This is a genomic window from Nonomuraea dietziae (genome assembly GCF_014195505.1).
GTDB classification, from domain to species: Bacteria; Actinomycetota; Actinomycetes; order Streptosporangiales; family Streptosporangiaceae; genus Nonomuraea; species Nonomuraea roseola.
In genome coordinates this window covers 364,847-391,736 of record NZ_JACIBV010000002.1, presented here as the reverse complement: position 1 = coordinate 391,736, position 26,890 = coordinate 364,847, and the positions used below count along the sequence as shown (strand labels likewise).

21 protein-coding genes are annotated in these 26,890 nt (G+C 71.9%); 12 read left to right on the top strand and 9 right to left on the bottom strand.

All coding sequences use genetic code 11. The features are described 5' to 3' along the window. The first annotated feature begins 9 nt into the window (after window positions 1-9). Window positions 10-936, top strand: coding sequence for an o-succinylbenzoate synthase (locus tag FHR33_RS44485; protein WP_221242550.1), 927 nt, complete (start codon window positions 10-12; stop codon window positions 934-936). Next, window positions 933-2,585 (top strand): 2-succinyl-5-enolpyruvyl-6-hydroxy-3-cyclohexene-1-carboxylic-acid synthase, encoded by a 1,653-nt coding sequence (menD, locus tag FHR33_RS44480; RefSeq protein WP_183661348.1) that lies wholly within the window; start codon window positions 933-935, stop codon window positions 2,583-2,585. Before FHR33_RS44485 ends, menD begins: the two co-directional genes overlap by 4 nt. Here menD and FHR33_RS44475 read toward each other — a convergent pair. Beyond that, window positions 2,582-3,457 carry a MurR/RpiR family transcriptional regulator gene (locus FHR33_RS44475; RefSeq protein WP_183661346.1) on the bottom strand — a complete coding sequence of 292 codons (876 nt, stop codon included), beginning with the start codon at window positions 3,455-3,457 and terminating at the stop codon, window positions 2,582-2,584. The genes menD and FHR33_RS44475 overlap by 4 nt on opposite strands. Window positions 3,458-3,565: 108 nt before the next feature. On the opposite strand from FHR33_RS44475, the gene FHR33_RS44470 reads away from it, so the two are divergent. From FHR33_RS44470 to FHR33_RS44455, 5 genes are all read left to right on the top strand, one after another. Beyond that, window positions 3,566-4,954, top strand: coding sequence for an MFS transporter (locus FHR33_RS44470; protein WP_183661345.1), 1,389 nt, complete (start codon window positions 3,566-3,568; stop codon window positions 4,952-4,954). Then, complete coding sequence (locus tag FHR33_RS44465; RefSeq protein WP_183661342.1) at window positions 4,951-5,394, top strand: GAF domain-containing protein; 444 nt, start codon at window positions 4,951-4,953, stop codon at window positions 5,392-5,394. Before FHR33_RS44470 ends, FHR33_RS44465 begins: the two co-directional genes overlap by 4 nt. Continuing rightward, entirely contained in the window at window positions 5,391-6,608 is a 1,218-nt protein-coding gene (locus FHR33_RS44460) for a metal-dependent hydrolase family protein (protein WP_183661340.1), read from the top strand. Before FHR33_RS44465 ends, FHR33_RS44460 begins: the two co-directional genes overlap by 4 nt. 163 nt (window positions 6,609-6,771) lie before the next feature. After that, the gene (locus FHR33_RS49485; RefSeq protein ID WP_221242549.1) at window positions 6,772-6,966 is read left to right on the top strand and encodes a DUF5999 family protein; all 195 of its coding nucleotides are present in this window, start codon (window positions 6,772-6,774) and stop codon (window positions 6,964-6,966) included. Next, the gene (locus FHR33_RS44455) at window positions 6,963-7,397 is read left to right on the top strand and encodes an ATP-binding protein (RefSeq protein ID WP_183661338.1); all 435 of its coding nucleotides are present in this window, start codon (window positions 6,963-6,965) and stop codon (window positions 7,395-7,397) included. The genes FHR33_RS49485 and FHR33_RS44455 overlap by 4 nt, the downstream gene beginning before the upstream one ends. Window positions 7,398-7,497: 100 nt before the next feature. Here the strand turns inward: FHR33_RS44455 and FHR33_RS44450 are convergent, their stop codons facing one another. Then, window positions 7,498-9,873, bottom strand: a complete 2,376-nt coding sequence (locus FHR33_RS44450) for an ATP-binding protein (protein WP_183661336.1) — start codon at window positions 9,871-9,873, stop codon at window positions 7,498-7,500. 205 nt (window positions 9,874-10,078) lie between these two features. Between FHR33_RS44450 and FHR33_RS44445 the strand changes: the two genes are divergently transcribed. The 4 genes from FHR33_RS44445 (at window position 10,079) to FHR33_RS44430 (ending at window position 17,636) form a co-directional block, all read left to right on the top strand. Beyond that, complete coding sequence (locus FHR33_RS44445; RefSeq protein WP_183661334.1) at window positions 10,079-12,421, top strand: ATP-binding protein; 2,343 nt, start codon at window positions 10,079-10,081, stop codon at window positions 12,419-12,421. Then, entirely contained in the window at window positions 12,418-14,499 is a 2,082-nt protein-coding gene (locus FHR33_RS44440) for an ATP-binding protein (RefSeq protein ID WP_183661332.1), read from the top strand. Before FHR33_RS44445 ends, FHR33_RS44440 begins: the two co-directional genes overlap by 4 nt. Before the next feature lie 462 nt (window positions 14,500-14,961). Next, window positions 14,962-16,641 (top strand): RICIN domain-containing protein, encoded by a 1,680-nt coding sequence (locus FHR33_RS44435; protein ID WP_183661330.1) that lies wholly within the window; start codon window positions 14,962-14,964, stop codon window positions 16,639-16,641. Window positions 16,642-16,982: 341 nt separating this feature from the next. Then, the gene (locus FHR33_RS44430; RefSeq protein WP_183661328.1) at window positions 16,983-17,636 is read left to right on the top strand and encodes a DedA family protein; all 654 of its coding nucleotides are present in this window, start codon (window positions 16,983-16,985) and stop codon (window positions 17,634-17,636) included. Here FHR33_RS44430 and FHR33_RS44425 read toward each other — a convergent pair. The 6 genes from FHR33_RS44425 to FHR33_RS44400 form a co-directional block, all read right to left on the bottom strand. Then, window positions 17,580-18,320, bottom strand: a complete 741-nt coding sequence (locus FHR33_RS44425; protein WP_183661325.1) for a GntR family transcriptional regulator — start codon at window positions 18,318-18,320, stop codon at window positions 17,580-17,582. The two genes, FHR33_RS44430 and FHR33_RS44425, sit on opposite strands and share 57 nt — an antisense overlap. Before the next feature lie 157 nt (window positions 18,321-18,477). Continuing rightward, window positions 18,478-19,536, bottom strand: coding sequence for an S-methyl thiohydantoin desulfurase family protein (locus FHR33_RS44420; protein ID WP_183661323.1), 1,059 nt, complete (start codon window positions 19,534-19,536; stop codon window positions 18,478-18,480). Continuing rightward, window positions 19,529-21,046, bottom strand: coding sequence for a hydantoinase/oxoprolinase N-terminal domain-containing protein (locus tag FHR33_RS44415; protein WP_183661321.1), 1,518 nt, complete (start codon window positions 21,044-21,046; stop codon window positions 19,529-19,531). Before FHR33_RS44415 ends, FHR33_RS44420 begins: the two co-directional genes overlap by 8 nt. A 14-nt stretch (window positions 21,047-21,060) precedes the next feature. Then, window positions 21,061-22,374, bottom strand: a complete 1,314-nt coding sequence (locus FHR33_RS44410) for a purine-cytosine permease family protein (protein ID WP_183661320.1) — start codon at window positions 22,372-22,374, stop codon at window positions 21,061-21,063. Between the two features lie 25 nt (window positions 22,375-22,399). Further along, window positions 22,400-23,701 (bottom strand): hydantoinase/oxoprolinase N-terminal domain-containing protein, encoded by a 1,302-nt coding sequence (locus FHR33_RS44405; protein ID WP_183661318.1) that lies wholly within the window; start codon window positions 23,699-23,701, stop codon window positions 22,400-22,402. Further along, window positions 23,698-24,777, bottom strand: coding sequence for an S-methyl thiohydantoin desulfurase family protein (locus FHR33_RS44400; protein WP_183661315.1), 1,080 nt, complete (start codon window positions 24,775-24,777; stop codon window positions 23,698-23,700). Before FHR33_RS44400 ends, FHR33_RS44405 begins: the two co-directional genes overlap by 4 nt. 89 nt (window positions 24,778-24,866) lie before the next feature. On the opposite strand from FHR33_RS44400, the gene FHR33_RS44395 reads away from it, so the two are divergent. Next, a complete protein-coding gene (locus tag FHR33_RS44395; RefSeq protein WP_183661312.1) occupies window positions 24,867-26,186 on the top strand; it encodes a helix-turn-helix domain-containing protein in 1,320 nt (439 codons plus the stop codon). A gap of 36 nt (window positions 26,187-26,222) precedes the next feature. Here FHR33_RS44395 and FHR33_RS44390 read toward each other — a convergent pair whose 3' ends face one another. Continuing rightward, window positions 26,223-26,864, bottom strand: coding sequence for a GntR family transcriptional regulator (locus FHR33_RS44390; RefSeq protein ID WP_183661309.1), 642 nt, complete (start codon window positions 26,862-26,864; stop codon window positions 26,223-26,225). Between the last annotated feature and the right edge of the window lie 26 nt (window positions 26,865-26,890).

The following is a 26,890-nucleotide window of genomic DNA, read 5'->3' as shown; positions in this document are numbered from 1 at the left end:
GGTGCGTTGATGGGTTCTGGGCCGCGGGTCTTCCGGATCCCGATGCGCACCCGCTTCCGCGGCCAGACGGCTCGCGAGGGCGTGCTGATCGAGGGGCCCGCCGGGTGGGGTGAGTTCTCCCCCTTTCCCGAGTACGGCCCGCGCGAGAGCGCGCGCTGGCTGGCCTGCGCCCGCGAGGCCGCCTTCGACGGCTGGCCCGAGCCGGTGCGCTCGCGCGTGCCCGTCAACGCGACGGTTCCCGCGGTCGGGCCCGAGCAGGCCCACGAGATCGTCAGGCGATCGGGCTGCGGCACCGCGAAGGTCAAGGTCGCCGAGCGGGGCCAGAGTTTCGCCGACGACCTGGCCAGGGTCGAGGCGGTGCGCGACGCGCTCGGCCCCTCGGGGAAGCTGCGCGTGGACGCCAACGGCGCGTGGGAGGTCTCCGCGGCCGTACGGCACCTGAAGGAGCTCGACGCCTTCGACCTGGAGTACGCCGAGCAGCCGTGCGCCACGCTCGAGGAGCTGGCCGAAGTGCGGCGGGCGGTCGAGGTGCCGATCGCGGCCGACGAGTCGATCAGGCGCGCCGAGGATCCGCTGAAGGTCAGGGCGGCCGAGGCGGCCGACATCGCGGTGGTGAAGGTGCAGCCGCTCGGCGGGGTGCGCGCCGCGCTGCGGGTGGTGGAGGCCTGCGGGTTGCCCGCGGTGGTCTCCAGCGCCGTGGAGACGTCGGTGGGTCTGGCCGCGGGGGTGGCGCTGGCGGCGTGCCTGCCGTCGCTGCCGTACGCCTGCGGTCTGGGGACCATGTCGCTGCTGTCAGGCGATGTCGCGAGCCCCTCGCTGGCCCCCGTGGATGGTTTCTTGCCAGTATTGCGTCCTGCAGTGGATTTTTCGCTTTTGTCGGAGTTTGAGATCGAGTCGCCGTCGTGGCTGCGGCGGATGCGGGAGGCGGACCTGTGAACCCGGCTACGGCGCTCGCCACGGTCCTGGTCGACGAGCTGGTCCGGTGCGGCCTGACCGACGTGGTGATGGCGCCGGGCTCCCGCTCGGCCCCGCTGGCGCTCGCCCTGCACGCCGAGTCCAGGGTGCGGCTGCACGTGCGCATCGACGAGCGCTCGGCCTCCTATCTGGCGCTCGGCCTGGCCCGCCGCTCCGAGCGTCCCGTGGCACTGATCTGTTCCTCCGGCACGGCCGTGGCCAACTTCCACCCCGCCGTGATCGAGGCGAGCGAGTCGGGGGTGCCGCTGCTGGTGCTGACCGCCGACCGCCCGCCCGAGCTGCGCGGCACCGGCGCCAACCAGACCATCGACCAGCTGAAGGTCTTCGGCCCTTCGGCCAGGTGGTTCGCCGAGGTCGGAGTCCCTGAGGAGCGGGCGGGGCAGGTCGCCTACTGGCGGTCGCTGGCCTGCCGCGCCTACCAGCGGGCCGTCGGGCCTTCCGACCCCGGGCCCGTCCATCTCAACCTGGCCTTCCGTGAGCCGCTCATCCCCGACGGCGACAGCTCGTGGGTGGAGTCGCTCGACGGCGACGCCTCGGGGCCGTGGGTGCGCACCCGCGTCGCCCCTCCGCCCGTCGCCCTGCACCTGCCGCCGACCAGGCGAGGGGTGCTGGTGGTCGGCGACGGCGCGGCGAACGTGCGCCGTTACGTCGCCGCGGCGGGCATGGCGGGCTGGCCGGTGCTTTCGGAGCCCAACGGCGGCGGCAGGTACGGCGACCACGCCATCTCCACCTACCACTTCCTGCTCGGCACGCCCTCCTTCGCCGAGGCCCACCAGCCCGACGTCGTCGTCACGCTCGGCCGTCCCGGGCTGTCGCGCTCGCTGCTGTCGTGGCTGCGCGGGGCTCAGGAGCACATCGTGGTCGCCACCGACCTGTCGCGCTGGCCCGACCCGACGCGCTCGGCCACCCAGGTGGCGCAGGCGGTGGAGATCCCCGTCGCGGCGGGCGACGACGCCTGGCTGCACTCGTGGCGGCGCGCCGACGCGGCGGCGAGGGCGGCGATCGACGAGCTGCTCGACTCCAGCGGGATGAGCGAGCCGCGCATCGCCCGCGACCTGGCCGACTCGCTGCCCAACGGGGCGCTGCTGTTCTGCGGGTCCTCGATGCCGATCAGGGACCTCGACCAGGCGATGCGGCCCAGGAGAGGGCTGCGGCTGCTGGCCAACAGGGGTGTGTCGGGCATCGACGGGCTGGTCTCGACCGCGATGGGGGCGGCGCTGGCGCACAACGGCCCCTCCTACGCGCTGCTGGGCGACCTCACCTTCCTGCACGACCAGAACGGGCTGATCCTCGGGCCGAGGGAGCCTCGGCCCGACCTGTGCCTCGTGGTGGTCAACAACGACGGCGGCGGGATCTTCTCGCTGCTGCCGCAGGCGGCGATCCGTGATCCGTTCGAACGGGTCTTCGGCACGCCGCACGGGGTGGACCTCGGCTACGTGGCGGCCGCGACGGGCACGCCGTACCGGCTGGTGGAGGACATCTCCGACCTGCCCAAGGCGGTCAGGGGCGAGGGGCTGCGGATCGTGGAGGTCAGGACCGACAGGGAGCCGAACGCGGCCCTGCACGGCCAGCTGAGGGACGCCGCCCAGGCGGCGATCAGGGAGCTCTAGCCGCCGGACGGCCGCCTGTGCAGCAGGCCGAACTTCGACCACATGCCCTCGGCCGCCTCGATGGAGGCGCTCGTGCGCGCGGGGTCGACGGCGGCCAGCTGAGTGACGAGCGCCTGCGCGACGGCCATGCCCGCGGTCAGCGAGGGGAAGAACGCCACCCCCTCCGCCGGCACCATCACCACCTGCTCGGCCGCCTCGGCCAGGGCGGGGCTGGCGGCGTCGGTCACCGCGAAGACGCGGGCGCCGCGCGCGCGGGCCACGTTGGCGGCCAGCACGGTGCTCTCGTACAGCCGCCAGAAGCTGATGGCGATGAGGACGTCGCGCTCGCCGATCGCCGCGACGGTGTTGGCCAGCTCGGCGTCGCCTGAGGTCACAGCCCTGACGTCGTAGCCCGCCAGACCCGCGTTATGCGCGAGCGCGAGACCGACGGCGGCGTAGCTGCCGTCGGCGACGATCACCGTACGGCGGGCGGCCGCGACGGCCTCGGCGATGGTGAGCAGGACCTCCTCGTCCATACGCCGGTTGAGCAGAGCCAGGCTGTCGAGGTCGCGCCGCAGCGATCTGGCGCTCGGCGAGCCCGTGCCGCTGTGCTCGGCGGCGACCTGCCCGGCGCTGAGCGAGGACATGTAGCGGGCGCGCAGCTCCTGCTGGAGCGCCGGCCAGCCGGCGAAGCCCAGCGCCTGCGCCGTGCGGGTGACGGTCGCCACGTTGACGCCGGCCAGCTGGGCGAGCTCGGCGGCCGAGCCGTAGGAGGCCCTGCGCGGCTGCGACAGCAGGACCTCGAGCACCGCGGCGGCCTTGGGCCGCAGGCCCCGCGCGGGCACGCGGGCGCGCAGCCAGTCGTCGAACCTGTCCGTCGCGCGCTCTGTCACGTGATCCTCTCCCTCGGCCGGGAGTCATCGTACTTGCATGCAAAGACTATTGCGCTTTCACTGAAACGCACTATACGTTGCTGCAAATCGATCCGGGAGGTATGTGCCATGACTCTGCTGGCGCGCCTGGACAGGCTCCCGCTGAGCCGTCCGCACTACGTTCTGCTGCTGATAGGCGGGCTCGGCTACACCTTCGACGGCATGGACTCGGCCGTCGTCGCCTTCCTGTTGCCCAGTGCCCAGGAGGCGTGGGGCCTGTCCAACGGCCAGCTCGGGCTCATCGGGTCGGCGACACCGTTCGGCTTCCTGTTCGGCGCCACGGCGGCGGGCCTGCTCGGCGACCGCATCGGGCGCAAGAAGGTCATGATGTACGCCCTGGCCTTCTACGCCGTCTTCTCCGTCGTGGCCGCCTTCGCGCCCAACTACGAGGTCTTCCTCGGCGCGAGGGTCCTGGCAGGGGCGGGAGCGGGTGCGGAGAGCGCCATCATCGCGCCGTTCCTGTCGGAGTTCGTGCCGGCCAGGCGGCGCGGCTGGTTCATCGGCGCGCTGGCGGGCTTCTTCTCCTTCGGATTCGTCCTGGCCGCCCTGATCGGCCGCTTCGTGGTGCCCACGCTGGACGACGGCTGGCGCGTCGCCCAGCTGATCACCGCGGTGCCGATCGTGATGCTGCTGTGGTGGCGGCGCTCGCTGCCCGAGTCGCCGCGCTTCCTGTTGCAGCAGGGCCGCCACGAGGAGGCCGAGGCGGTCGTGGCGAACCTGGAGCGCCGCGTGGAGCGGGCCACGGGCCAGACGCTGCCGCCGGTGCCGCCGGCGTCCGAGGCGCCGGTGAAGCAGACGCCGAAGGTCAACCTCCTCAGCGCGCTGCGCTTTCTGTGGAGCCCGGCGATGGCCAAGCGCACCGCCGTGATCTGGCTCATCTGGTTCGTGATCACCTTCTCGTACTACGGCTTCTTCTCGTGGATCCCGACCCTGCTCGTGCAGCGCGGCATCACGGTGACCAAGAGCTTCGAGTTCTCGATCATCATCTATCTGGCGCAGATCCCCGGATACTTCTCCGCCGCGTGGCTGACGGAGAGGCTGGACCGCAAGAACACCATCGCGATCTACCTCGCCGGGTCGGCGGTCAGCGCGTTCTGGCTGTCGCAGATGGACACCCCCGCCACGATCACACTCGCGGGCGCGGTGCTGTCGTTCTTCCTCAACGGCACCTACGCGGGCGTCTACTCCTACACCCCCGAGGTGTTCCCGACCTGGATCCGCGCGACGGGCACGGGGCTGTCCAGCGCGTTCGGGCGGGTGGGCAGCATCCTCGCGCCGACCATCATCGGCCTGTCGGCGGCGAGCCTGGGCTTCGCCGGCGTCTTCGGCCTCACCACCGCGGTGCTGGCGGCCGGGGTGATCTGCGTGCTGGTGTTCGGCCTGTCCACGGCGGGACGATCACTCGAAGACCTGACCGAGCGGGACCTTCCCGCCCCGAACAAGGAGATGACCAGGTGAAAGAGCTGCTCGACGTCGAGAGCGCGATCAGGCGGGAGGTGGGGGCGCGGCTGTTCACCGTCCTCGCCTGGATTCCCGAGCGGGGCGCGCTGCGGCGGGTGCACAGCAGCCACCCCGGCCAGTACCCGGTGGGAGGGGAGAAGACGGTGGAGGTGGCCAAGGGCTGGCTGGCCACGTGCATCGAGGGGCGCAGGCCGTACCTGGGCGCCGACAGGGCCGCGGTGCGGGAGATCTTCGCCGACCACGAGCTCATCGAGAGCCTGGGGTGCGGGTGCGTGATCAACGTGCCCGTGGTCGAGGAGGGGCGGGTGCTGGGCGTGCTCAACCTGCTGGACGCCGAGGGAAGCTACGACGAGGCGTCGGTGGCGGCGGCCGTGACGCTCGCGCCGCTGGCCGTGCCCGCGCTGCGCCAGGCCGTCGGGGCGGGTGAAGGGCGATGAGCCTGCTGCTGCGCAACGCCCTGCTGCTCGACGTGGCCTCGGGCGAGCACACCGAAGGCGACCTGCGCTGCGAGGACGGCCGCATCGTCGAGTCGGGGCCAGGGCTGAAGGCGCCTCAGGACGCGCGGGTGATCGACCTGCGCGGCGCGCACGTGATGCCGGGTCTCATCGACGCGCACGTGCACGTCACCGCCTCCACGGCCGACCTCGGCTCGCTGCCCTCCATGTCGCCCTCCTACCTCGCCGCGCACAGCGCGCGGCTGATGGGCCAGATGCTCGAGCGCGGCTTCACCACCGTCCGCGACGCCTCGGGCGCCGACTACGGGCTGGCCGACGCCCAGGCCGAGGGGTTGATCCGCGGGCCCCGCCTGCTGTTCTGCGGCAAGGCGCTGAGCCAGACGGGCGGCCACGGCGACCTGCGAGGGCGCGGCGTGAACCGGCAGGACGACCACCCCTGCTGCGCGGGAGTGGGCCGCGTGGCCGACGGCGTGGACGCCGTGCGCGTGGCCGCCCGCGACGAACTGCGCAAGGGCGCGCACCACATCAAGGTCATGGCCTCGGGCGGCGTGGCCTCGCCGACCGACCGCATCGACTCCACGCAGTACTCGATGGACGAGCTGCGCGCGATCGTCGAGGAGGCCGAGGCGGCCAACCGCTACGTCGCCGCTCACGCCTACACCGCCAAGGCGGTCAACCGGGCGCTGGAGGCGGGGGTGCGCTCGGTCGAGCACGGCAACCTCATCGACGACAGCAGCGTGGAGCTGTTCCTGCGCAAGGACGCCTTCCTCGTGCCGACCCTGGTGACGTACTGGGCGCTCAAGGAGGAGGGCATGGCCTTCGGGCTGCCCGAGGCGAGCTGGCGCAAGGTGGACGAGGTGCTCGAGGCCGGCTTCGCCGCGCTGGAGCGCGCCGCTTCGGCGGGGGTGCGCCTGGTCTACGGCAGCGACCTGCTGGGCGGGATGCACCGCCACCAGAGCGAGGAGCTGCGCCTGCGGGCGCGGGTGCAGAGCCCCCTCGAGGTGCTGCGGGCCGCGACGGTCAACGCCGCCGAACTGGTGGGCATGGCGGGAAGCATCGGGACGCTGGCGGTGGGAGCGCACGCCGACCTGCTGGTGCTGGAGGGCGACCCGACGCGTGACATCGGCGCGCTCGCCGAGCCGAAGAACCTGAGGTACGTGGTGCAGGGCGGCGAGGTGGTCTCGACCTCGGCGTAGGCGGCCGTCGCCGGATGCACACCCACTACGTATGTACCTACCTGTAGCTAATAGGTACGTATACGGGGGTTTATCCCGTCTCGCTCGTACCGTCCGCGGGGCAGGCTGAGTGCTTAGACATGAGCTCAGCGGAACCACGGACAAACAGAGAAGGGTGCGAGCCATGTGCCAGCATCAACCACAGTGCCCGTCGGCGGACGCCTCGGACCACGATTCGGCCCGGATGCTCGCCTTCCACCCAGAACAGGGGTGGGGGCTGCTCTGCAACGGTGTCGTCATCTTCGATGACGCCGGTGAACTACTGCCGGACGGCCGGAGCATCTTCGTCGGACTGGTGCGCACTGGGAATGCGGCATGAAACTCATGACTCCCAATCGGCTCCTGGCCTTCGCCGACGGCCTGCTCGCTCGCGTCTGGCCGGCCGGCGGCGACCGGACGGCCTGCTGGGTGCTCTCGTGCGAGCCCTCCGCCGAGCCCAGTGCGCGGCGCATCACCCGTAACCGCCTGGTGCAGTGGGGACTTCAGCACCAGGCCGCGGTCGCGGACCTTCTTGTCAGCGAGCTGGTGACCAACGCCCTGCGTCACAGCGGCGACAAGATCCGGTTCATGCTCGCCGCCGAGGACGGGTTGCTGCGCTGCGAGGTCGAGCACGCCGATTCCTCGCGGGCCAGGGACCGGGTGGGCCGTGAGCACCTCCTGCTCGCCGACCTGGCCTGCTGCTGGGGCACCGCCCATACCTGCGAAGGGAAGGTCGTCTGGTTCGAGCTTCCCGCGCCCGGACTCGTCTGAAGGGAGGTGGTGACGTGCGAAGGATCCGGACCCGCAAGGGCGGCAGGCCGACCGTCCGCCCGGCCCAGGACCTGCGGACGCCGTCCGGGCGGCTGTTGCCCTATTGATCGCCGGTGTCGGGCGGGGACCCGTCGTCGGCCGTGCGGGCCTGCTCGCCGACCCAGACGGCGATCTGGGCGCGTGAGTGGTAGCCGAGCTTGCTCAAGATGTGTTCGATGTGCCCCTCGGCGGTTCTCTGAGAGATCACCAGGGAGGCGGCGATCTCCCTGTTGGACAGGCCCTGGGCGACGAGGGCGGCGATCTCCGTCTCCCGCGGGGTCAGCTGCGCCCCCTTCGTCTCGGCGGGCTGCTCCTCAACGCATTCGTCCTCACCGAGCGCGTAGGCGAGCGCCTGGTCATAGGTGAGCCGGGCGCCCCGCTTGAACGCGAGGTCGAAGGCCGAATCGCCGAGCGCCTGGCGAGTGTGTTGCCCGCATTCGTGGTGATAGTGCGAAAGATGGCCAAACCCCGACAGTGGCGCTCCGACCCTCTGCCACACCGTTTCCACGATGCCCAGCAGCTGGGCCGCTCGCCGGTACTGCTTCTCGGTGGCGGCGATCCAGGCCAGCACCTCCAGATTGACCCCGGCTCCCAGCGGGTCGTCGAGCGCGCGGTTGAAGGTCAGGCTCTCCGTCTCGAGCTCGGTCGCGCGCGCGGCGTCGCCCTGCCGCCAGACCTCCACACCGAGCGCCATCATCATGTACGCCCTGTGCCAGCCTTCTCCGTGGGCGTCGGACAGGGCAAGGCAGTCATCGCCGAGCGAGATGGCCCGCGCCGAGTCGCCGCAGAAGGAGTACGCGAGGGACAGCCGGATGAGGGCCAGAGCCGTGCCCACGGGGTCGTCGCCGGCCCGGTGCCGGGCCAGCGCCTCCTGATAGAGGGCGATGGCGGACTCGGCATCGCCCTCGCACATGGCGATCATCCCGGAGTAGAGCGCGACGTAGGCGAGGACCGGCTCCAGCTCCAGCCGCTCGCCGATGGACCGGCTCTCCTTCAGCATCGCCGTGGCGGAGGCGAGGTCGGCCTGGATGATGGCCAGCCAGCTGTCGGCCCACAGCGCCCGGGCGCGTATCTCGTCCGGTTCGGTGTAAGCGGCGAGTCCCCGGTCCAGCCAGTGGCGGCCCTCCCCCAAGTAGTAGCAGCTGATCCAGTGGTAGAGCAGGTCGGCGGCCATGTCGAGGCCGCCGGCGACCTCTGACGGATCACCGAAGCAGTGCTCCAGCGCGGTGTGCAGGTTGGCGTGCTCGAGTCGCAGCCTGGCGAACCAGGCGATCTGCGACGGCCCGAACAGCTGCGCTCGTGCCCGCGCCGACAGCGCGCGGTAGTAGTCACGGTGCCGCCGTCGCAGAGTGGCCTCCTCCCCCGCGGCGACGAGCTTCTCCATGCCGTACTGGCGGATGATCTCCAGCAACCGGTAGCGCGCCTGTGACCCGTGCTCCTCCCGGATCAGGATCGACTTGTCCACCAGGCCGGACACCAGGTCGAGGATCTCCTCGCGGGCGATTCCGTCGCCGGAGCAGACAGCCTCGGCCGCCTCCAGATCCAGGCTGCCTGCGAACACCGACACGCGTGCCCACAGCGCCTGCTCCTTCTCGGAGCAGAGGGCATGGCTCCAGTCGATCAGCGCGCGGAGTGTCTGGTGACGTGGCAGTACGGCCCGCGAGCCGGCGGTCAGCAGCCGGAACCGGTCGTCCAGGCGCTCGTGCAACTGCTGGACGGACAGCGCGCGCAACCTGACGGCGGCGAGCTCGATCCCGAGCGGCAGGCCGTCCAGCTGCCGGCAGATATCGACGACGACGTCCTTGTTGTCCTCGGTGAGGGCGAACGAGGGGAGGACGGCCCTGGCCCGCTCGGTGAACAGGCAGACGGCATCGCACTTGGCGAGCGACTTGACGGGAAGCCGCGCGCCGTCGAGGTCAGGCAACGGGAGCGTGGGCACAGACAGCGTCTGTTCACCCGCGAAGCCGAGGGCCTCCCGGCTGGTGGCGAGGATGCGCAGCTCGGGGGCCGAGCGCAGCAGCACGTCGGCCAGGACGGCGCACTCGTGCACCAGATGCTCGCAGTTGTCGAGGATCATCAGTGCTGCCTGCCTGTCCCGCAGATGCTCGGTGAGCACCTCCACGGGCGAGCTGAGTCTGTTGTCACGGATCTCCAGAGCCTCGACCACGATCTGGGCGAGCATGTCCGGATCCTCCACCGCGGCCAGCTCCACGAACCACACCCCGCCGCGGAAGTCCCGCGCGACGTCGAGCGCGACCCGGAGGGCCAGCCGTGTCTTGCCGACGCCGCCCACACCGGTCAAGGTCACCGCACGTGAGACGGACAGGCATCGTTTGACCTCGGCCACTTCGTGCCTGCGGCCTACGAAGCTGGTCACCTCGGCCGGCAGTCGCGCCTGCTGCTGCCGGCTGGAGGCGCTGGTCCTCAGCGCTGTCATCGATTACCTCGCCAGGCTTGGTCGACGATGGAACGACCAAGCCGCCGTTGTTCAGGTTGTGCGCAGGTCTCCACACGTCTGCAACCCCAGGATCCTTGTGGCGATTCCGTACAAAAGGGTAAAAAACAGTCAGCCGGGTCCAGGCGTAACCTGGATTTCATCGGCTGAGTTCCGATGGAACGGGTGTCGCGCGGGTGGAGCGCTCATGGGGGTGGCGTCGAAGGGGTCGGAGATCCGTGGGCTGTCGGCCGAGCTGACCAGCTTCGTGGGCCGTCGGTGTGAGATAGCCGAGGTCAAGCGGCTGCTGGCCGGCTCCAGGCTGGTGACCCTCGTCGGCGTGGGCGGTGTCGGCAAGACCCGGCTGGCCCTCAGGGTCGCGGCCGACGTGCGGCGCGCCTTCCCCGACGGCGTGTACCTGGTCGAGCTCGCGGCGCTGGAATGCCCGGATCTGCTCGTCCAGGCGGTGACCGAGGCCCTGCAGATCCCGGACCTGTCCACCAGGCCCCTGCTCGAGGTGGTCGCCGACCACCTGCGCGACAGGCAGACCCTGGTGGTCCTGGACAACTGCGAGCACCTGCTGCATGACTGCGCCGTCATGGCCGAGACGCTGGTGCGCTCCGCTCCCGGCCTGCGGATCCTCGCGACCAGCCGGCAGGTGCTCGGCGTCGCGGGCGAGCAGACGATGGTCGTGCCTCCCTTGCCGCTGCTGGACGGCGACATGTCGCGGACGCCAGGCAAGCCGTCGGAGCAGTCCGACGCGGTGCGGTTGTTCGCCGAGCGGGCCGGGGCCGTGCTGCCCGGTTTCGCGGTCACCGACGACAACCGGGAAGCCGTGGTACGGATCTGCCGGAGCCTGGACGGCATCCCACTGGCGATCGAGCTGGCGGCCGTCCGGCTGCGAGCCATCTCCGTTGAACAGCTGCTGGCCCGGCTGGAGGACCGGTTCCGGGTGCTCACGGTGGGATCGAAGGTGGTGCTGCCCCGCCAGCGGACGTTGCGGGCGTTGATCGACTGGAGCTACCTCCTGTGCACCGCGCAGGAGCAACTGCTCTGGGCACGCCTCTCGGTCTTCTCCGGCAGCCTCGACCTCGAAGGGGCCGAGCACGTGTGCTCCGGCGACGGCATCGCCACCGAGGAGATCCTCGACCTGGTGATCGGCCTCGTGGACAAGTCCATCCTCGTCAGGGAGGAGCACCGGTCGAAGGTACGGTTCCGGTTGCTGGAGACCATCCGCCAGTACGGCCGGGACCGGCTGCGCGAGTCCGGCCAGGAGGAGAGACTGCGGCGTCGGCATCGCGACTGGTATCTGGACCTGGTGCTCCGCGCCCAGCACGACTGGTTCACGCCGGAGCAGGTGACCTGGTACGCGCGCCTACGCACCGAGCACGGCAATCTCCGCACCGCCCTCGACTTCTGCCTCGCGGCGGCGGGAGAGGCCGAGTCCGGCCTGATCATCGCCTCGGCGCTGCGGTACTACTGGATCGCGGCCGACTCCCCGCACGAGGGCAGGAACTGGTTCGACCGCCTGCTCGCCGCCGATGAGCGGCCGACTCCCGCCCGCGCCTGGGCTCTCTGCGTCAAGGCGCGGCTCGCGGTCCTGCAGAGCGACTTCACGGCGGCCGCGACCTTGCTGGAGGAGTGCGGAGAGCTGGCCCGCCGGTTCGACGACCTGACGATCACAGGGAGCGCCACGTACGTCGCCGGCCTCGCCGCCCTGCTCCAGCAGGACCTCCCCAGGGCGCTGACCCTCCTCGGCAAGGCGCTGGACTGCAGCCGCAGGACGGACGACCAGATCGGCGTCGTGAACTCGTTGATCTATCTCGCCACCACGCGGTCGCTTCTCGGCCAGTCCGACCAGGCCGTCGAGCAGTTCGAGGAGTGCCTGGCGATCTGCGAGCCTCGCCACGAGAACTGGTTCCGGTCATACACGCTGTGGACGTACGGGATCGAGGTGTGGAAGCGGGGGGAGACCCGGCGGGCGGTCGAGATGGAACGCGAGGCCGTCCGGCTGAAGGAGCCCTTCGACGACCACCTGGGCATCGCCCTGTGCATCGAGGCCCTGGCATGGATGAGCTGCGGCGACGGTGACGGCGAGCGTGCGGCCCTGCTCCTCGGCGCGCTGCGGGAGATCTGGCGCTCCTTCGGCGGCCCCCTGTTCGGCTACCTCGCCGAACACCATGACACCTGCGAGCGGGCGGCCAGGGGAAACCTCGGCGCCAGGGGGTTCGAGGCCGCCTTCCGCAAGGGCACGGGGCTCACCCTCGCCGAGGCGCTGGAGTACGCGATGCGGGAGAACCCGCCAGAGGGCGAGCCACAGCGCAGACCTTCACCGTTGACCCGCAGGGAGATGGAGATCGCCCGGCTGGTCGCCCAGGGCATGAGCAACAAGGCGATCGCGGCCGCGCTGGTGATCGCGCAGCGCACCGCCGAGGGACACGTCGAGCACATCCTCGTCAAGCTCGGGTTCACCTCGCGCGTCCAGATCGCCGCCTGGGTCAGCCGACAGGAGCCGGGGGATGACCCGAGCCTTGCCGGAGATGCGCCGTGAGCCGGACCGAGCGCTGTCCTGCGGCCGGGACCGGCCCGCCGACGGAGGCGCCCAGGTTCGTCGGGCGCAGACGCGAGGTGGCACAGGCCAGGCAGATGCTGTCCCACACGCGGCTGCTGACCTTGACCGGAGTGGGCGGTGTCGGCAAGACGCGGCTGGCGGCCAGGGTCGCCGAGACGCTCGGGCGCACGTACAGGGACGGCGTGGAGACGGTCGAGCTGGTCACCTTGGAAGCCGGTGACCTGCTGGCACCGACCGTCGCCGCGGCGCTGGGCCTGCCGGAGGCGGGACCCGACCCCGCGACCATGCTGGTGGACTACCTGGCGGACAAGCGGATGCTGCTCGTGCTGGACAACTGCGAGCACCTGCTCGAGGACTGCGCCCGCCTCGTGGAGCAGCTGTTGCGGGGTGCCGCCCGGCTGCGGATCCTGGTGACCAGCAGGCAGACCTTGAGGGTGAGCGGCGAGCAGGTGCTGGTGGTCCCGTCACTGTCGGTGCCGGACCACGGCCACCGGCCGAGCGACATCGCCCGGCACGATGCGGTACGGCTGTTCGTGGATCGCGCGGCGAGCGTGTGGCCTGGCTTCTCCCTTGACGCAGGGAACGCGGCGTATCTGGCGAGGCTGGCCCAGCGCCTGGAGGGAATCCCGCTGGCGATCGAGCTGGCCGCGGCGCGGCTGCGCGCAGTGCCGTTGGAGCAGCTCACCCACGAGGTGGAGGAACGCTTCGACGTGCTGGCGCGCGGGAGCCCCACCGGCCTGCCCCGCCACCGGACGCTGCGCGCGACCATGGACTGGAGCTTCGATCTCTGCTCGCCGGCCGAACAGCGGCTGTGGGCCCGGCTCTCGGTGTTCCCCGGTGGGGCCGACCTCGACACCGCCGAGGCGGTGTGCGCGGGCGGCGAGATCCACCTCGCCGACGTCATCGATCTGCTCGCGGGGCTGGTGGACAAGTCGGTCCTGGTGGGCGAGCAGGGGCAGGCCGGAGTCAGGTACCGCATGCTGGAGAGCATCCGAGCGTACGGGTACGAGCGGCTGGATCCTTCGGAGGCGCGAGCGCTGCGCGGGCGGTACATCGACCACTACCGGGATGTGGTGGAGGCACACCGGATCGACCGGATCGTCCCGGACCAGCTCGAGCGCTACCGGCTCCTGCGACGGGAGCTGCCCAACGTGCGCGCGGCGCTGGAGATGTGCCTGAGCGAGCCGAGCACGGCTGTCGAGGGGCTGGAGACCGCGACGGCGATGTGGCTCTACTGGCTCCTCGCCGGCTCCCTCACCGAAGGCCGGTACTGGCTGGAGCGCGGCCTGGACCTGGTGCCCGGCGCGGTCGGCGCCCGTGCGATGGCGCTCTGGGTGGACAGCATGCTCGCCCTCCGCCAGGGCGACCTGGCCGTGGCGATGCCGAGACTGGAGGAATGTCACACCATGGCACGGCGGGCAGGCAACGAGGATGTCCTGCCGCTCGCCATCCGGACCTCCGGTCTTGCCGCCTTCTCCACCGGCGACGCGCCACGCGGCCTCGCGCTCCTGGAGGAGTCGCTCGCCCTCCACCGCGCCACCGGCGATCTCGACAGCATCGCCTTCAACCTCTACTACGCGGCCGTCTACGGCTCGATGGAGGACCCCGCGCGAGCCGCCAGGTTCGGTGAGGAACTGCTGGCGCTGTGCGAGATCCGTCACGCTTCGATGTCACGCAGTCACGCCCAGCTGGCTCTCGGCATCGCCATGTGGAACCTGGGTGACTGCCGTCGTGCCGGAGAACTGGTGAGCGAGGCGGCCGAGTTCGCCCAGGAGATCAACGACCGGTGGACCCTCACGCAGTGCCTGGAGGTGCTGGCGTGGACGGCCGGCGCCAGGGGGGACCACGAACGGGCCGCCAGGACGCTGGGCGCGGCCCACGCGTTGTGGCAGGTGGTGGGGACCACACCGGGCCGGCTCGGGTACCACGCGAGGTGGCACGAACGTTGCGCGGAGCAGTCCCGCAGGAAGCTGGGAAAACGGGCTTTCACGGCGGCCTTCCGCGACGGGGCGAGGCGCGGCCTGGAGCCCGGCGTCATCTCCGCGATCGGCGCATGATCGGGCGCGTCCCGGCTGGGGCGCACCGCGACGGGTTCCCCACGGTGTCGGAGGAGGACGCCAGGGTCACCTCGCGCACGGTCCCCGCTGCGGCAGCATCCTTGCAAGCGGTTGTTGCAGAAATAGCGACGCAACCAGGCGAAACACGTGATGGTGTTTGCAGTTTTATCGGGATGTATTGACGGTGCTTGTCATGTAACGGCACTGTTTCTGCAACCGGTTGGTATCGAATGCGCCGAGCACGACCCGGTGCCGACGACCTGAGGAACCGACCGGGCACAGGTACGGCCCGCGCAAGCCGTTCCACGACCCACCGGGGGCGGTCCCCGGTGCCACGGAGGCCCCGGCACCTCGGATTCCTCTCAGTCCACGGCCGCGGTCCCCTCCGGCCCGCAGCTCTGACAGCCATGCCTGAACAAACCCCCCGCAGGAATGGAGCTGGACGTGCACAAGAAGCCATCCATGGGAAGGAAACTGGCGGTCGCGCTGACCGCTGGGCTCCTCACCACCGCCGGCCTGGTGGCCGCGCTCACCACGCCGGCCTGGGCAGCCCCCGCCAACGGCGACTACACCCTGGTCAACGCCCACAGCGGCCTGTGCGCCGCCGTACCGGGGCAGAGCACCGGCGAGGGCGTGCAGCTCACGCAGAACGCGTGCGCCGAGACCTCAGGACCGGTCTTCACGCTCACCGCCTCCGGCGGCGCCTACCAGATCAAGGCCCGGCACAGCGGCAGGTGCGTCGGCGTCCGTGACGCCTCCACCAGCGCGGGCAAGGCCGTCCAGCAGGAGACGTGCACCGGCGCCGCCTCGCAGAGCTGGCAGCTGGTCGCCGCCGGTTCGAACTACCGGGTGGTCAACGCCAACGGCGGCAAGTGCCTCAACGTCAAGGACAGCTCCACCGCGGTCGGCGCCGTCCTGCAGCAGAACTCCTGCGACTCGGTCACCTCCAAACAGTGGACCCTGCGCCCCGCGGGTGGCGGCCCCACCCCCACCCCGACCGCCACGCCGACGCCGAGCCCCACGCCCACCCCGACCGTCACCCCGACGACCCCGCCGAGCGGCGCGCTGTACGTGTCGCCCAGCGGCAGGGACGGCGCGACCGGCACGCAGTCGGACCCGACGACGCTCACCTCGGCGATCACGCGCGTCGCCGCCGGTGGGACGATCTACCTGCGCGGCGGGACGTACGCCTTCGCGCAGACCGTCACCATCGCGGACGGGAACAACGGCACCCCCGGCGCCCGCAAGAAGCTGACCGCCTACCCCGGCGAGACGCCGATCCTGAACTTCTCGGCCCAGGCCGAGGACCCGGCCAACCGCGGTCTCGCAGTGAACGGGTCGTACTGGCACGTCAACGGCATCACCGTCGAGCGCGCCGGTGACAACGGGATCTTCGTGGGCGGCAGCGACAACATCATCGAGCGCACGGTGACGAGGTTCAACCGCGACACCGGCCTGCAGCTCTCGCGGATGCTCTCCACCACCCCCCGCGACCGGTGGCCGGCCGACAACCTCATGTTGAGCGTCCTCTCCCATGACAACGCCGACTCCGACGGCGAGGACGCCGACGGCTTCGCCGCCAAGCTCACCGTCGGCTCCGGCAACGTCTTCCGCTACGCCGTGGCCCGCAACAACATCGACGACGGCTGGGACCTCTACACCAAGACCGACACCGGGGCCATCGGCGCGGTGACCATCGAGGACTCCCTGTCGTACGACAACGGCACCCTCAGCGACGGCGGCCAGGCCGGCAACGGCGACCGCAACGGCTACAAGCTCGGCGGCGAGGACATCGGGGTCAACCACGTCATCCGGCGGAACATCGCGTACAACAACGGCAAGCACGGCTTCACCTACAACCGCAACCCCGGCGCCATGACGGTCTCCGACAACATCAGCGTCGACAACACCGAACGCAACTACACCTTCGAGGCGGGCAGCTCGGTGTTCCGCAACAACGTCTCCTGCCGCGCCGGCAGCGGAAGCAACGACAAGATCGTCGGCAACGCGGACAGTTCCAACCAGTTCTGGTCCGGCACGAACGGCTCTCGCTGCGCCTCCTACTCCGGCGCTCTGAACTGGTCCTTCGCCGCGGACGGCCGCCTCGTCGTCACCTTCGGCGGCACCCGGGTCACGCGGTAACCCCTTCTGGTCGAGCGCCCCGGCCCCGTCCATAGACGGCCGGGGCGCTACGACATCGAACCCGTCACACAGCCTGACGGCTGGGGCGCCACGTTCCCGATCCCGGTCGCCATGGGGAGAGCACGCAGGCGGCCAGGCCGTCGGCGCGGGTGTCGAGACCCAGTCGGGCCGGCGGGGCCGCTCCTCGACAGGGGGAGCGCGACCCGGTGCCGCCCGGTGCCCGCCACCTCACACGCGACCGGCCGCCCTCCTGGCCGGCCCGGACCCTGAGCCGGCCGGCCCGTGTGATCGCGACTACTGTCGGCGCTCTTTCCGCAGGTTGCCGACGCTAAGGTGTCCGGATGCATATCGACGAATGGCTGCAGGCCATCCCGCCGCTGTGGATCTGCGCTCTGGTGGGAGTGGTCATCGGGCTGGAGAGCCTGGGCATCCCGCTGCCGGGCGAGATCGTCCTGGTCAGCTCGGCCTTGCTGTCGGCCAAGGGTGTGGTGAGCCCCGTCTGGGTGGGCGTGTGCGCCAGCGTGGGGGCGATCGTCGGCGACTCGATCGGCTACGCCATCGGCAGGAGGGGCGGCAAGCCCCTCTTCGACCGTCTGGGCAGAAGGTTCCCCAAGCACTTCGGGCCGCACCACATCGCCAAGGCCGAGCACTACTTCCACCGCTACGGCATGTGGACGGTGTTCTTCGGGCGCTTCGTCGCACTGCTGCGCATCCTGGCCGGGCCGCTGGCGGGGGCGTTGCGCATGCCGTACTGGAAGTTCCTGGTCGCCAACGTGCTCGGCGGCATCGTCTGGGCGGGCGGCACCACGGCGGTGATCTACTACCTGGGCATCGTCGCCGAGAAGTGGCTGAAGGGCTTCTCGTGGGTGGGGCTGGCGGCGGCCGTGCTGTTCGGGCTCAGCACCACCTGGTACCTCAGGAGGAAGGCGAGCAGGGCCTCATCGCTCGATGAGGGTGACCTCGAGGGAGTAGTGCGAAGCCCGGTAGACGTGTGAGCCGTGCTCGACGGCCCTGCCCTGGTCGTCGTAGGTGGTGCGGATCATGGTGAGCAGCGGCGCGCCCCTGCGCTCGTCGAGCAGCTTGGCCTCGGTCGCGGAGGCGGCGCGGGCGCCGATGCGCTGGTTGGCCACCCGCATCCGCACCCCGGCGGCGCGCAGCAGTTCGTACAGCCCCCTGCCCTGCAGGCCCTCGGCGGTCAGCGGCGCCAGGGCGAGGGGCAGCCAGTTGTGCAGCAGCGCCAGCGGCTCGCCCGAGGCGAAGCGCAGCCGCTCCAGGTAGAGGGCCTCGTCGCCGGGCGAGAGGCCGAGCACCTGGGCGACCTGCTCGTCGACGGGGCGCGGCTCGAGCGCCAGCACCTTCGTGGCCGGTTCCTGCCCCGCGCGGCGCAGGTCGTCGTAGAGGCTGGTGAGCTCGACCGAGCGCTTGACCTGGCCGTGCACGACCTGGGTGCCCACGCCGCGCTTGCGCACCAGCAGGCCCTTGTCGACGAGATACTGGATCGCCTGGCGGATGGTCGGCCTGGAGAGCCCGAGCCGATCGGCGAGCAGGATCTCGTTGTCGAGCCTGGATCCGGGGGCGAGGTCGCCTCGCCTGATCGCTTCGGCGATCTGCTCGGCCACCTGGAAGTACAGCGGGACGGGACTGGAGCGGTCCAGGTCGATCGCCAGGTTCGCGGTCATGTGATCAGGCTACCGAGGTCAGAATGTCCTGACAAATATTTCCTCCACGTTGCAGGGACGGCAGGGGCACCCGAGCGAGGCACCGGGACCGGGGGCGCGCCGCGGAGGGTGTCACGCGCCCCCGGCCCTGGGAAGTCCCTGAGCCGAGGGCTCGGGGCTAGGCGAGGGGCAGGGGCCGGTAGTCGCAGTCGTAGCCGAAGTACCTCGGCCCCGCCAGCTCGAGCCCCGCGGGGGAGGTCCACCGCGGGTCGCAGGGCACCCCGATGACGGTGACGCGCAGGCCGTAGCGCATGGCCTCGGTGGTCACCGGCTCGCCGGTGTCGGTGTCGAGCACGCAGATGAGGTCGGGGGTGGTCGCGACGATCCCGCCGTCCCTGCGGGCCAGCAGGTGCTCGTTCTGGAAGCTGAGCTCGAAGGAGCCCGCCCCCGCCAGCAGCGCCTTGCCTCGCGCGAACCCGCCGGTGGTGCGGCGCTCGACGTCCACGACCTTGCCCGCGAACAGCTTCACGCCGCCGAGCACGGAGGTCGCCGCGGCCACGGGGTCGGCGTGGGCGGCCCGCGCCAGCCGTACGGCCCTGCCAAGGTCCTCGGCCAGCGTCAGGGTGGCGGGGACCAGGCCGTCGGCCAGCTGGTCGCCGCGCAGCACGGTGTCGGCGCACGAGACCTGGCAGCCCATCTGCACGCAGGCCGCCCTGCCCAGCCGTTCGGCCCAGTGGTTGGAGATCGCGTCGACGACCAGGGTGTTGCCCTTGTCGTCGGCCAGGGCCATGGGCGTGTTGGACACCCCGATGAGGGTGGGGAGCACCATCTGCGCCTCCGGGAAGGCGCGGCCCATGGCGTCGCCGTCCACGAGGGGCAGTCCTGCCTGGGCGGCGGCCGCGATGGGGATCATCGAGTTCACGCCGCCGACCTCGATCGGGACGATGTGCGTGGCCTTGCGGCCGAGCACCGCCTCCAGCGCCCGCAGCGCGGCCAGCTCCTCGGTGCCGGCGGGCAGCTTCTCCAGCAGCACGGTGGGGGCGCCCATGCCCGAGATCGGCACCACGGTGGCGTCGGCCGGCACCTCGGCGATGTCGTAGAGGGTCACCGGGCCGTGACGGCGGATGGCCTCCCTGGCCAGCAGCTTGCCGACGTAGGGGTCGCCGCCTCCGCCGGTGCCGAGGATGCCGGCGCCCCTGGCCATGTCGTCCAGCTGGTCGATGCCGATCTTACGCATTGATCTTCTCCAAGTCCAGGTCGCCGACCGCCTTCACCCGGATGCGGGTTGCGTCGCCGGGCAGGTAGGCCAGCGGGACCTCCTCCACGTCGGCGATGCGCACGCTGCCCTCGCGCGCGCCTGCCCGCTCGGCGCGGGCCACGGCCTCCGCCTTGGCCTCGGCCAGCACGGTGTCGCGCGGGCCTGAGAAGACCCTGTCCACCTCGCCGCCGACCTGGGCGATGGCCGCTCCCACCGCGTTGGCCACGGCGTAGTGGTCGGGCCTGCGCACGTCCTCGAAGCCGGGCAGCTCCCTGATGAGGATGCTGCCGCCGCCCACCAGCACGACGGGCAGCGGGTCGGAGGAGGTGCGCATGCGGTCCACGGCGTCGGCCACCCGATCGGCGATGAGCTTCAGCGGCCTGGCCGGGTCGAGCCCCGCGACCAGGGAGGGGTCGCCGATGTCGGCGTGGCCCGCGGCCACGGCCAGGTCGGTGGCTGTCAGCGTGCCGCCGCCGAACACCAGCGCCTCCTCGGGCAGCCGGTAGCCCACGCTGCGCGGCCCCACCGAGCCGTCCTCGGCGACCAGCGAGCCGCCGCCGATGCCGATCGACAGCACGTCGGGGATGCGGAAGTTGGTGCGGACCTCGGCGACCATCGCCTCGCCCGAGGCCTCGCGGGGGAAGCCGCCCACCAGGATGCCGACGTCGGAGGTGGTGCCGCCGATGTCGACGACCGCGCAGTCGGTCAGCCCCGACAGGTAGGCGGCGCCCCGCATGGAGTTGGTCGGCCCCGAGGCGAACGTGGCCACCGGGTAGCGCGTGGCCCGCGAGAGGTCCATGAGCGTGCCGTCGTTCTGCGACAGGAACAGCGGCGCGTCGATGCCGGCCACCTTGAGCGCCTGGCTGAAGGCGGCCACCGCGCGCTCGGCGAGCGGGCGCAGCGCCGCGTTCACGATCGTGGCGTTCTCCCTGGCCAGCAGGCCGACGCGGCCGATCTCGCAGGAGAGGGAGAGGTGCGCCTCCTGGCCCAGCTCGGCCGCGAGGATCTCGGCGGCGCGCCGCTCGGAGGAGTCGCTGACGGGGGAGAAGACCGAGGAGATCGCCACTGAGCGCAGCCCGCGCGCCCTGATGTCGGCGGCGACCCTGCGCAGCTCCTCGGGGTCGAGCTCGGAGATGGGGGTGCCGTCGTACTCGTGGCCGCCGTGACACAGGTAGGACGCGCCCTCGACGACCTTCCTGAGCCGTTCGGGCCAGTCGACCATGGGCGGCAGGGCCGCCGTGGCGGGCAGGCCCAGCCGTACGGCGGCGACGGGCTCCAGGCGGGCCGCCTCGACCAGGGCGTTGACGAAGTGCGTGGTGCCGATCATGACCGCGGACACCTGGGTGGCGCCGAGGCCCGCCAGCGCCGCGGCGACGCCGCCGGTGACGTCCTCGGTCGTGGGGGACTTGACGGTGGCGAGAACCTCGCCGCCGTCGCCGATGAGGGCGGCGTCGGTGTTGGTGCCGCCCACGTCGATGCCGATGCGCATAAGGGGGAGATCCTTCAGACGGTGACGAGTTCACGGGAGCCGCGGACCAGGCCGAGCTTGCCCGCGACGATGTAGGCCAGGCCTGCGAGCAGCAGGGAGTTGAGCGCGGGGATGCCGATCCACTGGTGGTGCTCGCTCAGCCAGCCGACCAGCGCCGCGCAGGCCCAGATGACGAGCGTCGCGGGCACCCAGCCGGGCTCGGTCGCGGGGAGCTCGCCCCGCTCGCGGGAGGCGTCGAGGACCGGCCGCCAGCGCTTGACCACGAAGTACTCGGCCACCATGATCCCCGCGATCGGCGGGGTGATGACGCCGAGGATGAGCAGGAAGTCGGTGAACCGCTCGAGGATGCCCATCGCGGCCAGAATGCTACCGAAGATCCCGATGCCGATGGTCACCGCGACCCTGTTGAGCTTGAGGCCGGTCGTGGACTCGATGGCGTTCAGCAGGCCGAGCGAGGCGGAGTACAGGTTCCAGTTGTTGATCTTGACGGTGGCCGAGATCAGCACGATGACGCCGACCACGCCGGAGGAGGCGGTGATGATGGCGATGACGTCGGAGGACTTCACGGCGTAGGCCAGCAGCACGCCGGCCAGGCCGAGCACGTACTCGCCGAGGGAGATGCCCACCAGTGTCTGCTTGACCACGTCGCCCGCGTTGCGGTTGAAGCGGGTCATGTCGGGCGTGGTGACCGCGCCGACGATGTAGGAGCCCGCCACGATCGTGGCGCCCGTCGCGATCGAGATCGGCTCGCCGAACGGCGGCGAGGCGACCAGCCCGCCCAGGTCGTGGCGGGAGATCTCCACCCACATCGCCCATCCGGCCAGGCCGAGGAAGGCAGGCACGGTGATGAAGGCCGTCATGCCCATCGCCTTGAACCCGCGGATGACCAGCGCGGTCACGCCGAGACCCGCGATCAGGGACCAGGCCCAGAGGGGCAGCCAGTTCATGATCGAGTGCAGGCCGGCGGCGAAGACCGCGGTCTGCACGCCGAACCAGCCGAAGAGGCTGAGCGTGATGATGACGCCGATCAGGGTGGAGCCGTAGCGGCCGAACCCCGTCCACCTGGCCAGGACCGAGGTGGACAGGCCCTCGCGCATGCCGGCGATGCCGACGAAGATGCAGACGATCTCCAGGATCACCGAGCCGAGCGTGAACGCCCAGAACGCGCCCCAGAACGACAGGCCCGCGCCAAGCGTGGCCCCGAGGAGGAACTGGGTGAGGTCGGACAGCTGGCCGAAGCGCTGCACGGCCACGTTGAACCAGGGGTAGCGGGCGCTTTGCGGCACCCGCTCCAGTGGGTAGTCCTCGTCGGTGGTCGTTGTGCTCATGGAAGGTGTGCCTTTCGTGGGGGTCTCACAGCTGGGCGGGCGGGCCCGCGGCCCTGGCGCGCAGCCGTACGAAGGGGCCTGGCAGGTAGGCGAGCGGCGTGTCGGCGGCCTCGAGGATGCGCACGTGCCTGGGATCGGCGCCGGCCCTGACGGCGCTGGCCCTGGCCTCCTCGATCACCGCCTCCAGCGCCGCGGGCAGGTCTGAGCGGTCGGGCAGGCGCACGACGCGTTCGTACTGACCGCCGACCGGGCTGGTGGCCGCGCCGATGGCGCCCGCCGCCGTGCCGTGGGCCGGGTGCAGCCCGCCCGGCACGGCCCGCTCGCCTCCCCCGACGACCACGAGCGGCAGGCGGTCCGCGCCCGGCTGCATCCTGTCGACGGCCTCGGCCAGCTCGGCGGGCTCGAAGGGGCGGGGGACCCTGATCAGCTCGGGGATGCGCAGGCCGACGGGCACGCCGCCGATGCGGGCGCCGCCGGGGGCCTCCTCGGGGAAGCCGCCGGCGAGGGCGCCCACCCTGACGCGGCGCGCGCCGACGTCGGCGACCACGGCGTCCTCGAGGCCGGTCAGCACGCCCGCGCCGCGCAGCATGCTGGCGGGGCCGCTGCCCAGGCTGAGTCCCGGATGCCGCGCCAGGTGCTCCAGGCTCATCAGCGTGCCGTCGCCGCGGGTGACGTGGACGGCGGTGACCGGCGACAGCGCGGCCGCCAGGCGGGCGGCGACGTCGGTGGCGAAGCCGGACAGGGCGGCGTCGAGGACCGTGGCGTTCTCACGCTCGATCAGGCCGAGTGAGCCGAGGTCGGCCGACAGCGCGACGGGCAGTTCGCCCAGCTCGGCCCTGACGATGTCGGCGGCCTCGAGCTCCTGCTCGGCGTCGAGGGGCGAGAACAGGCCGGTGATCGCGACCGCCTGCGCCCTGCCCGCGACGCCGGCGGCGAAGCGGGCGACCGCGACGGTGTCCAGGGGCGTCCAGTCCTCGCGGTCCAGGCCGCCGCCGCCGTCCACGATCGCGGTCCCGGCGCAGACGGCCCGCAGCAGGTCCTCCGGCCAGCCGAACAGCGGCCGTACGGCCTGCGCCTCGTGCCCGCCGATGCGCAGGACGGCGACCTTGTACAGGCCGCGCCTGTCGTCCACGGCCGAGGCGGCGCCGCGCAGCCCGACCGCGACCTGCGCGAGGGGCGGCGCGCCGAGCCTTCCGAGCGCGGCGGTGACGCTGGCCACCGGGTCGCCGGGGACCGAGGCGACCTTGACGGTGGACAGGATCGCGTCGGCGTGTCCGAGCAGGGCGGCGTCGGTGTTGGTCGGCCCGACGTCGACTCCGGCCTTCACGACGTCACCGGCCGCTGCGGCGGGGACGGGGTCGCGGCCGGGGGGTCCTCCCGGAGGGCGGAGGCGGCCGCGGGCGGGGGTCCCCCAGGGGGAGCGGAGGAGGTCGCGGGCGCCGGGAGGGCGAACAGGCCGAACGCCTCAGGTCCTGCCAGCCGCAGTCCTTCGGGGGTGTGCCAGACGGGGTCGCAGGGGACGCGCACGATGCTGACCCGCAGGCCGTACCTGACGTGCTCGGTGTCGACGGCCTCGCCGGTGCGGGAGTCGAGCATCGCGATCACGTCGGGGACGGCGGCGAGCGGCGCGCCGTCCTCCATGACGGCGAGGAACTCGGTACCCGCCTCCACCCTGACCAGGCGGCCGAGGTCGGGCCCGAGGCCTTCGACGAGGATGGAACCGGTCTCGGCGACCTTCCCCGAGATGAGGGGCGCGGGCAGCGCGGTGCCGAGGCGCAGCGCCCTGGTCACCGAGCCGAGCGCGGTGGAGGAGGCGACCTGGTGGCCGCGCAGCACGTACTCGCTGGTGGCCACCTGGCCGCCGAAGGGTTCGAGGGCGGCGCGGACCAGGCGCTCCAGCCAGCGGCCCGACACGTGGTCGATGACGACGGTCCTGCCGCGCCCGTCGCAGACCACGGCCGGGGTGGGGGAGATGCCGCGCAGCTGCATGACGGTCTGGTCCATGCGGGGGAAGGCGCGGCCCATGCCGTCGGCGTCGACCAGGGGCAGGCCGAGGCGGGCCGCCCACGCGACGGCCAGACAGCCGTTGGCGCCGCCGATCTCGCTGGCCATGAGGGCGGCGACGGGCGTGCCGTACAGCTCCTCTATCTTCTGGCGCAGGTACAGGGGCTCGTCGGTGCCGCCGACCCGCTCCGACATCACCGCAGAGGAGCCTGCGGTCCCGACCGGCATGACCAGCAGGTCGGGGTCGAGGTCGGCGGGCTGGACCACGCGGACGGGACCGTGGTCGTCCAGCGCCTGGAGAGCGGCGGCCCTGGCGATCGTCACGGGACCGCCGCCGCCCGAACCGAGGACGGCGCATCCCCTGGCGTAGGCGGGGAGCGCCCCCGTGTCGATGTGCATGTCTCCCACAGTAGGAAAGCCGCAGGTCACCTGGGGTGTGCTGAGAGACCCTCGTTGGGGGATCGGTGTGCTGGTGGCACACTGAACGCATGTACAAGGGCGATGACCTGCGCCGACTGGCCGGGCCCGCGCAGCCGCGGCCCGCCACGGGGGTGCGGCTGCTGGAAGACCTGCGCACGGTCGTGGACCAGCCGCCGGGCGCCGTGCTCGTGCTCACGGGCGAGGCGTCGCTGCGGGCCACCGGCTACCGCCTGGAGGTGGTGCTGCGCGACGCGGGCGCGGCGGGCGCGGCGGCGCTGGTGCTGACCGCGCCGGTGGAGGTGGCCCGCTCGGCCGCCGCCCTGGCCGAGCGGGCAGGGGTGGCGCTCCTGGCGGCGCCCGACGGGACGGAGCTGGCCGGGCTCGTCGTCGCCGTCGAGCGCGCCATCGCCGGTGACGCCGCCGACGCGCTGGTGAGAGCGGAGAAGGCGGTGCGCGGCGTGCTCGCCGCCGCCGGAGCGTCTGAGCGGATGGCCGCCGAGGCGGGCGCGGCTCTCGGCGTCGAGGTGGCGGCGGACTTCTCCGCGCAGGAGCGCGACGACCACCTGGGCAGGGCGACGCGGATCGTGCTCAAGCTGGCCGAGCTCGCGGCGGCGGCGGGGCCCTCGGAGGAGGCGCCGGCCCGCTCGCGCGCCCAGGTGCTGACCGAGCTGCTGGTCGCGCCGGAGAAGCAGGCCCAGGAGCTGGCCCCGAGGGCGCGCACGCTCGGGCTGCCCGTCGACGGGTGGCACGTGGTGCTGCGGATGGAGGGCCCCGAGCCCTACGCGCTGCTCGACACTCTCGCGACGCGGGCCGCGCGGCTGGTGCGGGAGCTGGTGGGGCCCGAGTGGAGCGTCACCATGGCCGACGGGGCGCTGATCGTGGTGCGCACCTCGGCGCACGATCCGGGGCGCGCGGGCCTGCGCGCGGCCGCCAGGGACGCGGCGCTGCTGCTCGAGCGCGTACGGCCGGCCGGCGCCGACCTGCGATGCGGTGTCAGCACCGCCCACCAGGGGCTGCTGGGGCTGCGCACCTCGGCCTCCGAGGCCCGTACGGCCGTGCGCAGGGGCTCCTCGGCCCTGACCACCTACGACCTGGCCGGCCTGGACCGGATGCTGGAGGAGTGGTACTCCTCCGACGCGGCACAGCAGGCGGTGAGAGAGCTGCTGCAGCCGATCATGGAGCAGAAGAAGGCCGGGTTGCTGCTGGAGATCCTGCGGGCCTACCTCGACCACCACGGCTCGCCCGCAAGGGCCGCCGAGGAGGTGCGCATGCACCGCAACGCCGTCAGCAGGAACGTCAGGCGCATCGAGGAACTGCTCCAGGCCGACCTGGACGACCCCCAGCAACGCCTGGCCCTCCAGCTCGCCTGCAGGGCCGCGCGGGTCTGAGGCGCGGGGGCCGCGACGCCGGGCCGGAGCCGGGGCTCAGACCGGCGGCGCGCCGTGCTCGCGCCGGTGGACGGCGCCCGCCTCGACGTGCTCGATCATTACGCGCTCGGCGCTGGCCCCGTCGCCCTCCTCCAGCGCCCGCAGGATCCGCTCGTGCGCCTCCAGCTGCCGCGCCGCCACCTCGGGGTCGAGCCACAGCGAGGCCGTGGCGGGCACGGGGAAGCTGGCCCGCACCGCTCTGGCGTGCTGGCCGAGGAAGGCGGGCCCGCCGATGTCGGCGATCCGCAGGTGGAAGCGTTCCGAGCCAGCGCCCAGCCCTTCCAGCCGCCCTGCCGCGGCCGCCTCGACCATCGAGCGGTGCAGCTCGCGCAGGTCGGCCAGCTCCACGGCCGTGACGCGGGAGGCGGCCAGCCTCGCTCCCAGGCCCTCCACCACCGCGCGCACGCCGTAGAACTCCGCCAGCGCCTCGTCCCCGAGATCGACGACCGTCGCGCCGTGGTGCGTCTCGTAGCTGATCAGCCGATCCTTCTCCAGGCGGCGCAGGGCCTCTCTCACCGGGGTGACCGACACCCCGAGCCTGGCGGCGACGGCCGCGGCGCGCAGCGCGGTTCCGCCGGGGATCTGGCCCGTCCTGATCTCCTCCAGCAGCACCTCGTACGCGTAGTCCGCTTTGCTCATGGGCGCTCGCATAACTTATAAGATAT